The 13,733-nt window shown below is 39.5% G+C and carries 17 protein-coding genes; 5 read left to right on the top strand and 12 right to left on the bottom strand.

Going from position 1 to position 13,733, the window contains the following annotated elements; all coding sequences use genetic code 11:
- Positions 1-2: 2 nt before the first annotated feature.
- Positions 3-1,049, top strand: a complete 1,047-nt coding sequence (locus tag AF333_RS28755) for a hypothetical protein (RefSeq protein ID WP_043063276.1) — start codon at positions 3-5, stop codon at positions 1,047-1,049.
- A gap of 55 nt (positions 1,050-1,104) precedes the next feature.
- On the top strand, positions 1,105-1,782 hold the full coding sequence (locus tag AF333_RS28750) for a thermonuclease family protein (RefSeq protein WP_043063277.1): 678 nt from the start codon (positions 1,105-1,107) through the stop codon (positions 1,780-1,782).
- A gap of 109 nt (positions 1,783-1,891) precedes the next feature.
- On the opposite strand, the gene AF333_RS28745 is transcribed toward AF333_RS28750, so the two are convergent.
- Positions 1,892-2,425 carry a hypothetical protein gene (locus tag AF333_RS28745; RefSeq protein ID WP_043063278.1) on the bottom strand — a complete coding sequence of 178 codons (534 nt, stop codon included), beginning with the start codon at positions 2,423-2,425 and terminating at the stop codon, positions 1,892-1,894.
- 488 nt (positions 2,426-2,913) lie between these two features.
- Here AF333_RS28745 and AF333_RS28740 point away from each other — a divergent pair, with 488 nt between their 5' ends.
- On the top strand, positions 2,914-4,023 hold the full coding sequence (locus tag AF333_RS28740) for a replication initiation protein (RefSeq protein WP_052811663.1): 1,110 nt from the start codon (positions 2,914-2,916) through the stop codon (positions 4,021-4,023).
- A gap of 60 nt (positions 4,024-4,083) precedes the next feature.
- Here AF333_RS28740 and AF333_RS28735 read toward each other — a convergent pair whose 3' ends face one another.
- The 5 genes from AF333_RS28735 to AF333_RS28715 all read right to left on the bottom strand — a co-directional run bounded on the left by AF333_RS28735 (position 4,084) and on the right by AF333_RS28715 (position 7,807).
- The gene (locus AF333_RS28735; RefSeq protein WP_043063279.1) at positions 4,084-4,431 is read right to left on the bottom strand and encodes a hypothetical protein; all 348 of its coding nucleotides are present in this window, start codon (positions 4,429-4,431) and stop codon (positions 4,084-4,086) included.
- Between the two features lie 101 nt (positions 4,432-4,532).
- The gene (locus tag AF333_RS28730) at positions 4,533-4,898 is read right to left on the bottom strand and encodes a hypothetical protein (RefSeq protein WP_043063280.1); all 366 of its coding nucleotides are present in this window, start codon (positions 4,896-4,898) and stop codon (positions 4,533-4,535) included.
- Between the two features lie 34 nt (positions 4,899-4,932).
- Positions 4,933-5,940, bottom strand: a complete 1,008-nt coding sequence (locus AF333_RS28725; protein ID WP_043063281.1) for a hypothetical protein — start codon at positions 5,938-5,940, stop codon at positions 4,933-4,935.
- Between the two features lie 132 nt (positions 5,941-6,072).
- A complete protein-coding gene (locus tag AF333_RS28720; protein WP_043063282.1) occupies positions 6,073-7,422 on the bottom strand; it encodes an FtsZ/tubulin family protein in 1,350 nt (449 codons plus the stop codon).
- A gap of 1 nt (position 7,423) precedes the next feature.
- The gene (locus AF333_RS28715) at positions 7,424-7,807 is read right to left on the bottom strand and encodes a hypothetical protein (protein WP_043063283.1); all 384 of its coding nucleotides are present in this window, start codon (positions 7,805-7,807) and stop codon (positions 7,424-7,426) included.
- Between the two features lie 327 nt (positions 7,808-8,134).
- Here AF333_RS28715 and AF333_RS28710 point away from each other — a divergent pair, with 327 nt between their 5' ends.
- Positions 8,135-8,764: a hypothetical protein gene (locus AF333_RS28710; protein ID WP_043063284.1), complete on the top strand. Its 630-nt coding sequence runs from the start codon at positions 8,135-8,137 to the stop codon at positions 8,762-8,764.
- 62 nt (positions 8,765-8,826) lie between these two features.
- Here AF333_RS28710 and AF333_RS28705 read toward each other — a convergent pair whose 3' ends face one another.
- From AF333_RS28705 to AF333_RS28695, 3 genes are read right to left on the bottom strand one after another with little or no spacing between them, the layout of a single operon-like run.
- Positions 8,827-9,249: a hypothetical protein gene (locus AF333_RS28705; RefSeq protein WP_043063285.1), complete on the bottom strand. Its 423-nt coding sequence runs from the start codon at positions 9,247-9,249 to the stop codon at positions 8,827-8,829.
- A gap of 13 nt (positions 9,250-9,262) precedes the next feature.
- Positions 9,263-9,853, bottom strand: coding sequence for a replication-relaxation family protein (locus AF333_RS28700; protein WP_235497051.1), 591 nt, complete (start codon positions 9,851-9,853; stop codon positions 9,263-9,265).
- Positions 9,798-11,132, bottom strand: coding sequence for an FtsK/SpoIIIE domain-containing protein (locus AF333_RS28695; protein WP_235356555.1), 1,335 nt, complete (start codon positions 11,130-11,132; stop codon positions 9,798-9,800). Before AF333_RS28695 ends, AF333_RS28700 begins: the two co-directional genes overlap by 56 nt.
- Before the next feature lie 301 nt (positions 11,133-11,433).
- On the opposite strand from AF333_RS28695, the gene AF333_RS28690 reads away from it, so the two are divergent.
- Positions 11,434-11,658: a helix-turn-helix domain-containing protein gene (locus AF333_RS28690; protein WP_043063288.1), complete on the top strand. Its 225-nt coding sequence runs from the start codon at positions 11,434-11,436 to the stop codon at positions 11,656-11,658.
- 186 nt (positions 11,659-11,844) lie between these two features.
- Here the strand turns inward: AF333_RS28690 and AF333_RS28685 are convergent, their stop codons facing one another.
- From AF333_RS28685 to AF333_RS28675, 3 genes are all read right to left on the bottom strand, one after another.
- Entirely contained in the window at positions 11,845-12,717 is an 873-nt protein-coding gene (locus tag AF333_RS28685) for an Abi family protein (RefSeq protein ID WP_043063289.1), read from the bottom strand.
- Positions 12,718-13,120: 403 nt separating this feature from the next.
- A complete protein-coding gene (locus AF333_RS28680) occupies positions 13,121-13,306 on the bottom strand; it encodes a hypothetical protein (protein WP_043063290.1) in 186 nt (61 codons plus the stop codon).
- Positions 13,306-13,733: N-acetylmuramoyl-L-alanine amidase family protein (locus AF333_RS28675; RefSeq protein WP_161808237.1), on the bottom strand; the 428-nt coding region annotated here is incomplete at its 5' end. The genes AF333_RS28680 and AF333_RS28675, both read right to left, overlap by 1 nt.

Below are 13,733 nucleotides of genomic sequence, written 5' to 3'. Positions count from 1 at the left end.
ACATGAGTAAAGAAAAAAACATCGGGGTTCCAAAATGGGTGAAGGATTCTCTATCCAACTCATTTCAGCAAGACGGAAAAGAACTAGTGTACATTGTTCCGGTCAAGAAAACGGCTCTCGGTCGTTTTTTTGGCACTGTAAATCAGGATGGAATAGAAATTTTTGAAGCGACTAATAAGAAAGAATTGAATAAAGTGGACGAGTTGTTTTTTCGGGATTGGGAGTCCGCTTCTGCAGAACACTTCTTCATTAAGGCACAGTTTATATTTCAAAAGGATTTATTTTCTAAAGAACTGATTGTAGAGGACAAAGCAAAAGAAATCGAAGCAATTATTAGACAGCACGTACCCGTTCAAGTTACGCAACGTCCTTGGTGGAGGAAGGTAGTAGGGTTTCGTTCAAAAACTAAATGGAAAATGGTTGTGGCCAGTATTGCTTATCTCTATATTTTCGCGTTAGCTGCTGAATTTTTTAGTGAAAATAAAAAAGACAACGTCCAGACGGCAGCTTCTTCAGTACAACAAGAAGAAAATGCTCAGAATACGCGGGCTATGGCGCAAGAAAAGAATGAAGAAACGCCTACTCCTCCCCCACCAGCACAAGAAAAGCAGGAAGAAGTCAAAGCACCGGCCTTGCTTACCCGCTCTGGGGGATTAGGCGATACATATCAAGCATTTGAAAAACAATATGGGGAGAATGCCGGTACTAAGGATATGGCCAGATTTTCAGGAGATTATATACTCCCTATGTTTGTTAACGATCGTGCCTGGAATGTACTTGTACAATTTGAAGCAACGGATAAGCCAAGAAGAACATTAGAAGATGCGAATAGCTATGTCCAAAATGTCATTCCTCTCGATTCTAAGAAAATTAAAAAGTGGAAGTTGGATGGGAACCGGGACGTTGTTATGTACCACAGCCCTTCTCTAGCAAATCTATTTGATCAACAGTGGTTTGGAGAAGAAAAGCCAGGGACCTTTATTGTTATTTTAAAGCATGATGAGAATGGAATATTCTCTTTCACTGTAGCAACTGGCAATAATCCATAAATTCAGTTGTTCAAGAAAGTTTATATAACCTAACAAATCTATCAAGGAGGACATTATGAAAAAGATACTTGCACTCATGATCATGCTAGGACTGGTAGCAGCTCCGCTGTCCGCTTCTGCTCATCCCGGCCGCACCGACGCAAATGGAGGACACACATGCCGGACAAACTGTGCTAAATGGGGATTAAAAGACGGGGAATATCACTACCATAACGGAGGCAGCACAAAAACAACGTCTGCCCCTACTACAAAAGCAACGCAACCAGCTCCCGCAAAGGCGACTACAACTAAACCAGCTCAAAACAAGCTTCCTGGTACCTTGAAAGTAACAGTTACGAAGGTCGTTGACGGGGATACATTCAAAGCGAAGGTCAATGGCAAGGAAGAAAGCCTTCGTTTGATTGGTGTTGATACGCCAGAAACGGTCCATCCAAACAAACCTGTACAACCATACGGCCCAGAAGCTTCCGCTTACACCAAGAAGCGCCTCAATGGACAAACAGTAACTTTAGAGTTTGACGTTCAACAGAGGGACAAATACGGGCGTCTATTGGCGTATGTATGGTTAGGCAACGCTAAGAATCCGAAAGCTGAAATGTTGAATCAGACACTTGTCAAAGAAGGCTATGCCCAGGTTGCAACGTTCCCGCCGAACGTTAAATATACAGATAGCTTTGTAAAACTGCAGAAGCAGGCTCGGGATGCTAAGAAAGGTCTATGGGCTGAAAAATAAAGCAAACTAATAAAACTCCCTGGTATATATACTAGGGAGTTAATTATATACTATTGGCAAATATAAAAAATTTGATACTATCCTCTTTAAAAGATACACCGCTCTTTTTTTATTTTGGCCACTTATCGTCAACTATCTCGATGCCAGCCCTTTGTATATAGTTGTCATAGTCATATGTGGAGCCTGACCCATTAATTAATTTAAAGAGTTCATATTTCTTTTTTGGTATTGAATATCTTGTAACCTCATATGTCTTATCATCAATCTCCCTATCTGGTAAAGGAATAGAGACTCGTCCGCCATCTACCGTCACATAAATATCCCTGTATACTAATGTCCCATTATAAAAGAAATCTATAAAACTACTTGTCGCCTTTGGATCAGGGAATTTATTTGCCCATTCCTCCATAAAATTATCTCTATGTTCCATTCCCCATGCTAGACTGATTGATAAATCTGTTTTTAATGATGCTACTGTACTATGAGAATCGATGTCTAGGCTATGAAATTCATCATCCCCTGTTTTCCAGACCGTAATATTGTTGTAATATGACGGACCACTTCCTCCTCCCCAACAAACGTTAATTGTCCAATCTTCCTTTTGAGCAGTTAACACTTTGTCCATAAATTCAGTTAAATTCATAATTAAACCCCTCTCTAACTTAATTCAAGAACAAAACTACAAAATAATTCCATTCTCCTTCTAAGCAATTATAAAATGAATGGATAAAATTTACGACGACATTTTCTTGACGTTGTTTTAAATGTTTTACGATCTTTTGTTTTATATGTTTTATATGTTTTATATGTTTTCGGAAGCTTGAACCCCTTGATATTACTAGGTTTATAGAGTCTAACTATCACATAAACAGGGTCAACTATCACAAATTCAGGGCGAACTATCACATAAACAGGGTCAACTATCACAAATTCAGGGTCTTAATTATCACAAATTCAGGGCGAACTATCACATAAACAGGGTCAACTATCACAAATTCAGGGTGAATTATCACATAAACAGGGCGAACTATCGCAAAAACAGGGTCAACTATCACAAGTTTAAAATTTGTGATAGTTCGTCGATAATATATAGTATAATAGAGCAAAAAGATGGCGAAGATGAGGTGTGGCATGAACGCTTTGGAGAAAATAGATGAGAAATTGATCGTCACCAAATCAAACGATCTGATTGAAGCATCATACCGATTAACCCTTCACGAACAACGCATCATCTGTATACTGGCTGCCAAAATACAGCCAGAAGATACTGTGTTCCGGACATGCAGAATTGAGGTAGGCGAATTTATCGACCTACTTGGTCTTAAAGGCAAAAGCATACATAACGATATTAAAAAAATCATAAAGGATTTCGTCTACAAGGGATTCGAGATTAAAAGCGAAGGCGTATATACGGTGAGTTCCTGGTTTGAGTGGGCCAAATATAAAGAGAAGGAAGGGTTCATGGAATTTAAGTTTTCGGAAGAGCTTATCCCCTTCTTACTGCAGCTCAAGGAACGTTTCACCAGCTACCGGCTAAACAACGTTATACCGCTACGCAGTAGCTACTCTATTCGTATCTATGAACTGCTAAAACAATATGCGAATATCGGAGAACGCACCTTTGACTTGGAACATTTGAAGTCTATTCTCGGTATTGAACCAGATGAGTACAAGCTATACGGGCATTTCAAGAGCCGAGTTCTTACTTCCGCTCAGAAGGAACTTGATGAAAAGACAGACTTATCTTTTGAGTTTGAAGAATTGAAAGCCTCTAGAAAAGTTGTTGGGGTCCGCTTTATCATTACCCGAGGAAGGTCAACAAAAGAGATTAACCACATAGAGCCTAAAATCGTTGAGGAAATAGCCATTGCTTCTCGTTTAAAAGCGTTCGGATTGACTCAAGCACAAATCGAGTACATCCTGAAGACTTATGATGAATCATACATACTGGAAAACCTACATATTGTCGAGAAAGACTATTTAGCCGGAAGAGTAAAGAATATAACTGGTTATGCTTATAAAGCTTTAGAGCAAGACTACCGGAAGAATAAACCGGAGATAGAAAAGCAATTGGAAGGTCAGAAAAGCAATCCTGCTTATGAAGGGATTCCTGAACATATTTTAAGGCAAATGGAGAGACAGAAAGCATTAGAAGCTCAGAGTGGTTCAGGAAAAGAACCGTCTCGCGAAGAACAGCGTAAACGTGTAAAACAAATGCTCCTTGCGTTCGGAGAAAAGTAGGCATAATAATAGCCGCCCTATCCTGGGCGGCTATTTTGTTAAGTATTATAAGTTGTATTTTTATATAGGTGTTCCTGAAATAAATCCAATAGCCCGAGCTATAGCAATCCCAGCGGCCGAATCACGAAGCGTATTTGAAAAAAGTGTATACAATGTTTTTGCTCGATCAAGGTTTCCGTTTTTTACAGCTTCTTGAAGTTTTTGAGCGTCTCCTAATGCCTCGTTTCGTTCAGCTTCATTTGGCAATTTATGTATCTCTTGAATGAAATCCGCAAAAATATCGGGTGATATTCCGGTCTGATTTTTTTCAATTTTTACTTGTGTATTTTCATTCCCTTGAAAGTTAGTATTATCACCAAGCTGCGCATTTTTAAAAGCGTTACCTGCAAAGATTTGTTTGCCGTCCATTATTGTCATCTCCCCGTTTACAACGTAGTAGAGTTTATCAATATTCACTCCAGATTTCATTATATCGAGTACAGATGTTGGTTTTGCATTAACTGTATTACTTACATTATTAGTTGGACTGATTTCTTTTTTTTTACATGTTTTAAATACCCCGGAAGAAAATTAAATACAATCCAAACTTTATCTAGGCTAGGAATGTATTTGATATCGCATATACTACATGTTCTTATTTCCTCTGTGATTTCTGATAAAGAGTCAACATCATAATCACTATCTCCGTTAGGGCATTCTACTTCGTAATATACTGTTAATTTCTTGCCTACTAAGTCCAACATATACTCGGTTACAGATTTCAAATCAGTAACACCAAGCCTAGCGCATACATAGTGAGGCGCAAAGTGGGAACGACCTTCAACAGCCATTTGTTCCAATATATCTTCTATAAGGAAATATAGATCCTCATCCACCTTGAAGCCCTCCCCTCATACATAGAATCTTGGCCTACTCTAGAGAAACCTGTTCAGTAATTTCCTCTTGTTCTAATTCTATAGCGAGTTGTTGTTCTCCTGTTTCCTCTTCATCCAATATTTCTTCAGACTCATTATTTTGATTATATTTTATATCAAGTATGTGATTCAAAACATACATAATTACTTCCTCACCAACATTTGAGCGAAACCAAAGTCCCTCGTCCGTTATTACATAGGATATTTCATCTTTAAATCCAAAAGAATATTCATAAGGAAAAATTAGTGTTTTCTTCTTCATGGGTTGATCGCCGAATTCCTTTTTGTATTCTTCGGTCGATTCAAGGTCTTCGACTCTTGTATGTGCTGTAACTTCTTTTGTAGCATAAACACCCTCTGTCATTTTATGCTTCGCAGCCCTTAAACGAGCTTTCAATCTACGAGCTAGTTCATTGGCTTGTTGATCTGTCAGTTTGGTAACTTTATCCCAAACAACCTCTTCTTTTATATCCATAATTTTTAGTACAGATTGTTTGAAACTTTCGTTTTGTGTTTGACTTGCTCTGATTTCTACCGAAAAAGGTGAAAAGTGTACCACTACATATTCAAGTAATTGTGGAGAACGAACTACTATTTGGTAGTCGTCTAAATATCTTTTGGGGGTACCTAAATAAGAAAAAGCTAAAATGATTTTTCCGTTTAATTGACGAGCCTTAATTAGTTTCGGTTCATTTGTTAACTTTGGACGAATGCCTTTCCCAAACAATGAACCTGTATACTTTTGAATTAGATAATCTTTAAAGTATTCAATATCATGCCATTCGGGAGGGATACCGCTCATCATAACATGTATATTAACCGCGGTCGCTCCAGCGAATTGGAATTGGTCAGCTAATTCCCAACCAATGGTAGGGCTAGCAGAGGAAACGGCATCGGCCATATCTTCTGTGGAATTCAGCTTAGCATCAAAACCTTCCCTTTTTATTATCTCTTTTAAAGCTCCGGTAGGCACTTGCATTATTAGTATATCCTTTAGACTCATGTGACAACCCCTTTCCTCTTCCTTTTATTGGTATTGTAATCCTTTTTTCCTATATAATCCAGTCTTTTTTAATAGTATAATCCATACAAAAAATAAAGACCGTCCCTAAGGTCGGTCTATTCATTGATTTTATTATTTAAAAGGATTGAATTTCTTTTCTAGCTTCTTCTCAGTCGTCTCCTTTTTTAAGGCTGTAAACGGATTCGCTGGTGCAGCGGCTTTCCCTGCTCTTGTCCGTGTACTGGTACGCCCTTGACGGCTGCTTAACTCTCCACCAATGTCAAAACCAGACTGCCGCTCTTCTCTCTCTCTTTGCTTTGCTAGCAGCTCCTCGGACTCTTGTTTCAAATTTCTGGCCCGTTCTGGTAATCCCCGCAAGCTACAAATTGTATATACCAGTGCATGTTTGCTATCCCATGTGGAACGGCCATAATAAATCGGCACTCCTTCCAACTCTCCTTGCAGCTGGCGATTAATTTTTTCTAATGTGTCCCTGTTCAATAGCTTTTCTGTGTTTTTCGGCATCACGATATTAATGCCGAATGCAATCGCATCATTTTTATAGTCAAATCCATTAGCCAGGACATTTCTTTCCCGGTATGTAGCCACAATTTCATTAATCAGGTCGTTTTCGCTTTTCAGATCCCCGCTCTGTAAATTGATTTTCTTCTTCGCAAATGTGAGCACACCGCCCGTAAACAGCAGTTTGTTCTTAAAGTCTTCCGCATCTAAGGTTTTGTCACTCTCTAATGTAGTAACGACGTTCCATTCATGTAGTATAGAAGCTACCTTATAGTTTGAGTAACGGTCCCAAGATAAATTTGTAACTTCCGCGCTCCCCTGCTCCACAGCCTCTATATGCTCTTCAATAATTTTTTTGTTGTCTAGGATTACGATGTTCTCTAGAACGCGATACGAGCCGCCCTGTTCGTCCTCCTGGTACTCTTCTAATTTGGGTACCAACTCTTTCAACGCTTCGTATGCATTCACGTTTTCATCAACATGAGGGTTCGGGAGACTTACGATAGCCATAACTGGCTTTCCTAAGTAATCCGCACATACGTCAATGACCATGTTAATGGAGCCGGTTCCAGTACCTCCGCCCAGCGACGCCACAACAACAATGGCTTCAGTATCGTGCATTACACGGTTGAGAGTTTCGAATACAATCTCCCCATTCGCCGCCATAGCTTGCTTACCCTTTTCAGGGTCCATACCAGCCCCTTTTTCAAACTCTGCACCTTTTAACTGGAGACGGTTAGCTCTATCGACGTTTTGAAGGTTTTGGATATCCCCCATATTTGTATTGATGCATAGCACTGGATATTGGGCGTTCCCGTTCGCGTTCCGGATGCCAGCGAATGCATCAACGATTTTTCCTCCCCCCTGTCCCAACCCAACAAATCCAAGCTTTGTACCAACAGTCGCTCCTTTTTGCTTCACGAAACTTTCTAATTGCCATACATTGTCGATAGTTAACATTTTATACGTTCTCCCCTTTCGGCATGATTTTGCAGGCTTTTAGTAGCTCTGGATTCCGTTCTAAGAAATCACCCATATATTCTGTTGCCTTCTTGCCATTTTCAGTAAGAAAATACATGTCTGCCGGTTTTTTACGATAAGAACTAATGAATGTAGTACCTATCATTGTGGCGATCGCTTCATCAATCGCAAAACGAAATTTTTGTGTACCAGGATCAACATTACAAGCCGCTTGATACTCTCTCAAAATATCAATTTTAGATATACCCTCATCTGAACGTGTTATAAGGTACAAAACATCCAGCAATATTGATTCTTTAATTACTTTTTCGCAGATAAAAGCTACAGTTCTGTCATCAAATGCGACTACTTTTTCTTCTTGCAAGGAGCTCTTCCCTCCAATTTATATAAGGTTACATTATGTTATAGTTACTTTATGTTTTGTTATGTAACATAAGGTAACGATACCATGTTGTTTTCGATTTGACAATGGACTCCGTCAGGCTTTCAATAGATTTATCGGTGAGTAACATGTGATAAGTGAATCACTAGTAAGTCATTTAATATGAGTCATATATAATGGGTGAATCACATGTGTGTTACTTGATTTGGGGAAATTTTTGCTGATTCTATTTAAAAAATGATTCATATGTGATATATGAATAACAAGTGAATCCTATTGTGCGTATCTTTTTGAGAGAAAGGTGGGAGTATGAAAGATTATTGGAAGATTATTGATTTCTCAAAAGAAGTCGGTAAACACTACAACACTGTAGACTCTTGGTTTAAACGACTTGAAGAACGTAAATTGCATTATGTAAACCGTGTTGGCGAAAGTCAGGAGAAGATTTACGATAACCTAGATTTAGAGATTGCCCATTTCATTGTTAAAAAGCGTGATCAAAAGTGGGCTCTAGACGCGATATTCGATCAACTTGTTGATGAGTTTGAACTTAGACCGTTTCCAATTGATGAACAGGATAATTCGCCTGGAAAGATTGATATTGAAGCCATCACGCAAACCATTGAGCGTATCTATGAGCAAAAAACAGCCGCCAAGATAGAAGAAATGAAGAAAGAACTGCTTAATTCTTTACCGAAGCCTGTAGACCCTTTAGAAGAACGGCAAAACAGAGTCACAGACATGATTACGCAGAAACGTGTTGAATATATTCTCAGAGAAGAGGCGCGGAATCTATGGTCGCAAAAGCCAGAGTCTGAGAGGATGAAAAAAGTAGGGTGGTTTAGGAAAGAAGAAGACTTCGACAAACGTGAGCAATTTATCCGAGAATACATTCATCAACATTTTGAGGAACGTTTAAAGAAAGAGTATGAATTATAGGGTAGGGCAAACGGTGATTTATAGTAGGTTAAAAAGCACAAGCGGACACTTGTGCTTTTTATTTATAAGCTTTTTCCGACTTGTTCAAGTACTCTTATAAACAGTGGAGAAAGCTGGATTAAGATATAGCCCAATCCTGCGTGTTGTATCGTATTCCAAGCCTTTTCAGAGTTACCAAACATGAAAAAGAAACAGCCTCCAATCATAACAACTGAAGCGACAGGCAGACTGATTGCAACAAGTATTTGAACAATTGGATCAAGAGCATGAGCAAGGATAGATAGCGAAGTAGAAGCAACAGCCTTGGTTGCCGCTTCGCCAGCTCCTTCAGCAAAGACCGCCGTCGGAGATAGGGCAAGGGGAACCATACAACCGGCCTTAATAAGTGTGCTCGTAAGCTTCTTTAGGTCTTTGTTGCTTATTTTTGGCGTCTTCCATGAGCCATCCATAAACTCAGTAAATCCGATCGTTTGAACCTTTGCCATTCTAAACACTCCCTTATTTAATCTCGTCAATCAAATACACCTGAAAGGGTAGGCCGTCGCATATCTCCCTAAAGCGTTTCATTCTGCTTTTGTTGACTGTTACGATATGTAAAGTAGGAAAATAGCCGAAATTTTTATCATTTTGAAAGACACCTGACTCAAACATCTTTCTGTACTTGTGTACTTTTGCTTTGTTTTCAGCCATTGTTTGCCGATTATCCACTTCTAAAAAGTTGTACTGTTTATCCTTGAAGAAGAGGGCATCAGGGATAACACAAACCTTTCCTCCGATTTCTACCTTTCGTTCGTTAAACCAATGAGGAGGGCAGCCCATATGAAAGAAGAAGTCAACACGCATTAAGTTATGAGTAGTTTGCAGCGTCCGTTTTACTTGCTTTTTAGCCCCAATCATCTCCCGGCCTGACTTGTTTAGATAATATACCGTGTCATAGCCCTCTCGGAAGCTGTGTAGGTACGCTTCCATCTGCCGCAATACCTTTTGTGCGTTCCTGTCGCCTCCAAGCCTGTGAAGACGCTGTATGTGGCTCCTAGTCAAGAAATTGAATCTTTCCAGACTGAGCAATATCTGTTCTTGTCTCTCCATCCGGCTTATTTTTGACCTCATTGACGGGCTCCTTTCTCGCTTTAATAACGATATGAGGCATAATGGCCTGATGAATGATCTTTGTTTCGATCATAGGTGTTTGCAGGATTCGTCTCCGGTCCGCCGTTTGATAAATTGCACGGCCTTTTACCTCTGGTAGTTCTTCAGCTCCCGTTTCATCAAGTACAACACGGCTGGCCGTTCCATTCTGAACCCTGAAGCAAAGCTTTGCATCTGAATTTTGTTTACACTGACGGGGAATCACGTCGCCCGTAGGGTACTGTGTGGCAAGAATCTGCCGATACCCAAGGCCGGCACCTAGCCGGGCAATTTGGCTCATGTATGTTTGGCAGCTCTCCTTCAATGCCCGTTCCTCTTTAGTAATGGCTTCAGACGGATTTAGTTCTCCGACTTCATCAATGATGATGAAATGACGAGTAGGGTCCTTTGCCTCCTGTACATTCTTTACCGAGCGATGCTTAAATTGCTGTTGTTTCTCACGCATTTCTTTTACGACGGATCTGAGGGCTTTCTCGGCCTCTTCTGGCTCTTCGGCGTAGTTTACGACCTGTTCTATATCCTGGTAGTCTGAAAACTCTACACCGCCTTTTAAATCAATAAGGGTGAATTGAACGTTATCCGGCTGCAGGAGTAGGAGAGTGGTAATGAGCATATTGAGGAAATTTGATTTCCCATACCGTGTGGCGCCGCCAATGACCATGTGAGGGATTTTTTCAAAGTCATGTAGAATGAGTTGGTTTCCTTCTCGAATTTGTCCTACGGTCACTTTCCAGCCGTCTCCGACTAGGCTTATGTCTGTGTAGTGGAGTAGGGTAGGTAGTGGCTCGTTATAGACCTTTATCTTGAGTAGGCCATCGTAAGACAGCTCTATCTCCTTTCTGGTGGCTTTTTTCTTCTTCAACAACTCTTTTATCTGGTGAATGAGGTTTTGCTTCAAATTAAGGCTTTTTAGGTCTGTTAGAGTGAAGTGGAGTAGGGTCTTCCTGTTATTAAGTCCATCCTGGATGTGATTGAATTTTGCTTTATAATCTTCAAAGCTTCTTCCCAATGGAATCCTATATCGGTACTCAACGCCCCAGGGATATATCTTTCTTTTGACAAGCTGCGTAGTGAATGTTCTTTTCCCGTCTCGAATGTTCAGACCTGAATTAGTAAAAATTTGATTCAATTTATCGCTGTCATTTGTTGCGCCCGTTTTTTTGAATTGGGCATAAAGGGCGATCGAACCCATCACAACTGAAGAGATAATCTCAAGCATCAATTTGTATCAACTCCTTTTTGAACAACGCCACCTCATTTTTATTTCTGTAAGAAATAGTTGGGGAGAAAGCGAACGACAAGAAGCAAGCTGTTTCATGCGAGAATATTGAGTTTTCAAGGTTCGTTTTTTCGTTCGCGCATCTCTCGTGCTGAACGCACTTGATTATGAACTCGACCGCGAACGGTGTGATTTGTTAAATGATATGGGAGTCCGCTTGTCCAAAATGCAAATTTTTTTTGGATGAAACGATAATTTTTCTTTGCAAATTGGACAGACTAAGTTCCAAGGAGTGATTTAGATGTTTGGCCTTGGAAAGAAAAGAAGTAAATTTGGTAAATGGATTGATAAACGGGGAATTAGTCAACAATGGGTTGCGGCTAAGTCTGGAGTGAACCGGAATACCGTGGGGAAAATAGCGTCCGATCCGGATTATATACCGACTGGAACGACGATAAAGAAGATACTGTCGGCAGTACGCGCTGTCGATAAAAGCGTGAGAGCTGAAGACTTCTGGAGCATGTGATGCCATTACATATCATGCCGTCTATAACCAAAAATAAAGCCTCCTGCCGGTTAAGGTAGGAGGCCATAGGTATGCTATTAAGCTGTATTGCTTCGCGCTTACTATCGCTATACGCTTACGCAATAAAGCATATGAACAATATTTTAAAAAAAGAACTATTTTCACAAAAAAATATTATTAAACATTTTATCTTTTTTCATTAAGTAATTCATACCAATTTTCTGGAAAACCAATAAGATGCAATTTTATCTGGTCTTCATACTGACTAACCAGTGCATATAAGTTAGAAATGAAAAAGTCCCAAACGCTTTTATCCAGACATAATCTGCTCATTATATATATAGCTGCAAATGGGCTTTTTTCTTGTATACCTCGTTTTTTATCATCATCAAATAATTTTGGTGAAAGAACTAATCGTTTCCCGTACAGTCGTCCGTAGTGAGCACATACATTCCTTACATACGCCAGCGTTCTAAGCCAGCTTTCTATATAGAACGGGGTGGTCCCGTAAGTTTCACCTGCAATTTTCTTTTGATCATCTTTCTTCATGTTCTTAAATAACATGGATAGTGCACCAAAGGTTATAAGTTCAACCACTGCCCATATCGGAAATTGACCATCATACTTTTGTTGATAATGCTGAACAAAGAGTTCTTTTCCCCTCGAAGTTTCTTTTTTAACTTCCAATAAAAAATTAGCATGATGTAATTCGCTTTTGAAATATTCTTTATTTTTATATCCTAAAGGACCATATTTATGAGCTAATACATAGGCAATTTCAGTTCGAAAAGCGATTTCTATATTTTCTAACATTGGAAGCAATATATTTCGTAGTTTCTGATCGAACTGATACAAGGTATATACATGTTCAAAGGTTATTCCATCAAAAAATCTGTCGTTTTTTTCTAATGACAATGTGTATCCGCGAAGTCTGTAGTAATTCACTCTTTTTAGAATTTCCAACGCAAAGTACTCATTTTTTATTATTAAATTTCTATTTTTCAACAAATTTAATTGCTCTTCATGTGTAAGTGCAGGTTTCATTTGGTTTTCCTCCATGAGAATAACCCCTATAAATAAAAATGACTCACCCTGGTCCGCATTGTTAAGAGGCGTGGTGAGTTCTGTTATCCATATTATAACTTAAACTTTCCAAAATGGCAATAAAAATGGACAAAGTGGCAACAATCATTTATAGATTACCAATTACAAGGTTACTGCTTCTTGATTGATTAAAGGTTGGTCGCAGTTTTGTTATTGTAAAGGACTTTATAGTCCGATTTATTATAGCGTTTGCTCTTGTTTTTGCTTACAAGTAAACATTTTCTTTCATTCTGCATCAAAACTTTATAAAAACAGATGCAGTAGTTAAGTATGGGTCTATGCGAATACAGAGTTAGACAGTAATTGCATGATACAAAAAAAGCCCCGCCATCCATACGGACAGCGGGGCTTAATCATCTTACTCTTTCTTCGCTTTCCCGGTATACCCGGATACTACACCAACACCAATGCAAGCATAACTGATAAGGTCTAATCCTAAATCCCATAGACCTTGGGGAACAATAAATCCTCTTGCGTTTAAAACTTGATACAACAATCCACCAACGCCAGCCCACAGAAACGGGTCTTTCAGTCTCTCCTTCATTAGCCATTCACCTTCTTCATTCCGGCAGCTACACGCACCTCATCGGCAAGCCGACCAACTTCTTTTTTCTCATCCTGGCATGTTGAAGCGTTCCATCTGTCCTGTAAGATACGAATGATTTTGTTTGCATCTTCTGTTTTCATGAGTTTCTTTTCCTCCTTAGGTTGAGTAGGTTGTGGTGTTTCTGGCTTCTTTACTGGCACATAGGCAATACCGATAGCAACTAGCACACCTTGTCCGATGGCTTCCGCTAATTCAAGCAAAAAAGCAGCGTCTTTCATCAACGCCGCTTCCTTCGGATTCGATATGAAAAAGCATTCTAATAAAGCTGCTTTTGCCTTGACCTTTAATACAGCCAGATTTGTTCGTATCTTGATGCCACGGTCTTTTAATCCATGTCGTTGCAGGAACGCTTTAATAGCAGCGT

Source organism: Aneurinibacillus migulanus (genome assembly GCF_001274715.1).
Classification (GTDB): domain Bacteria; phylum Bacillota; class Bacilli; order Aneurinibacillales; family Aneurinibacillaceae; genus Aneurinibacillus; species Aneurinibacillus migulanus.
Note: the sequence above shows the minus strand (reverse complement) of the source record. Positions and strands in the feature narration are given on the sequence as shown.

Excerpts from the sequence above, each read along its gene's own strand:
- AF333_RS28720 (WP_043063282.1), bottom strand. The coding sequence starts at position 7,422 with ATGTTAACTATCGACAATGTATGGCAATTAGAAAGTTTCGTGAAGCAA.
- AF333_RS28735 (WP_043063279.1), bottom strand. The coding sequence starts at position 4,431 with ATGGACGGCAAACAAATCTTTGCAGGTAACGCTTTTAAAAATGCGCAG.
- AF333_RS28685 (WP_043063289.1), bottom strand. The coding sequence starts at position 12,717 with ATGGAGGAAAACCAAATGAAACCTGCACTTACACATGAAGAGCAATTA.
- AF333_RS28725 (WP_043063281.1), bottom strand. The coding sequence starts at position 5,940 with ATGAGTCTAAAGGATATACTAATAATGCAAGTGCCTACCGGAGCTTTA.
- AF333_RS28680 (WP_043063290.1), bottom strand. The coding sequence starts at position 13,306 with ATGAAGGAGAGACTGAAAGACCCGTTTCTGTGGGCTGGCGTTGGTGGA.
- AF333_RS28710 (WP_043063284.1), top strand. The coding sequence starts at position 8,135 with ATGAAAGATTATTGGAAGATTATTGATTTCTCAAAAGAAGTCGGTAAA.
- AF333_RS28705 (WP_043063285.1), bottom strand. The coding sequence starts at position 9,249 with ATGGCAAAGGTTCAAACGATCGGATTTACTGAGTTTATGGATGGCTCA.
- AF333_RS28755 (WP_043063276.1), top strand. The coding sequence starts at position 3 with ATGAGTAAAGAAAAAAACATCGGGGTTCCAAAATGGGTGAAGGATTCT.
- AF333_RS28695 (WP_235356555.1), bottom strand. The coding sequence starts at position 11,132 with ATGCTTGAGATTATCTCTTCAGTTGTGATGGGTTCGATCGCCCTTTAT.
- AF333_RS28690 (WP_043063288.1), top strand. The coding sequence starts at position 11,434 with ATGTTTGGCCTTGGAAAGAAAAGAAGTAAATTTGGTAAATGGATTGAT.
- AF333_RS28750 (WP_043063277.1), top strand. The coding sequence starts at position 1,105 with ATGAAAAAGATACTTGCACTCATGATCATGCTAGGACTGGTAGCAGCT.
- AF333_RS28740 (WP_052811663.1), top strand. The coding sequence starts at position 2,914 with ATGAACGCTTTGGAGAAAATAGATGAGAAATTGATCGTCACCAAATCA.
- AF333_RS28745 (WP_043063278.1), bottom strand. The coding sequence starts at position 2,425 with ATGAATTTAACTGAATTTATGGACAAAGTGTTAACTGCTCAAAAGGAA.
- AF333_RS28700 (WP_235497051.1), bottom strand. The coding sequence starts at position 9,853 with ATGGAGAGACAAGAACAGATATTGCTCAGTCTGGAAAGATTCAATTTC.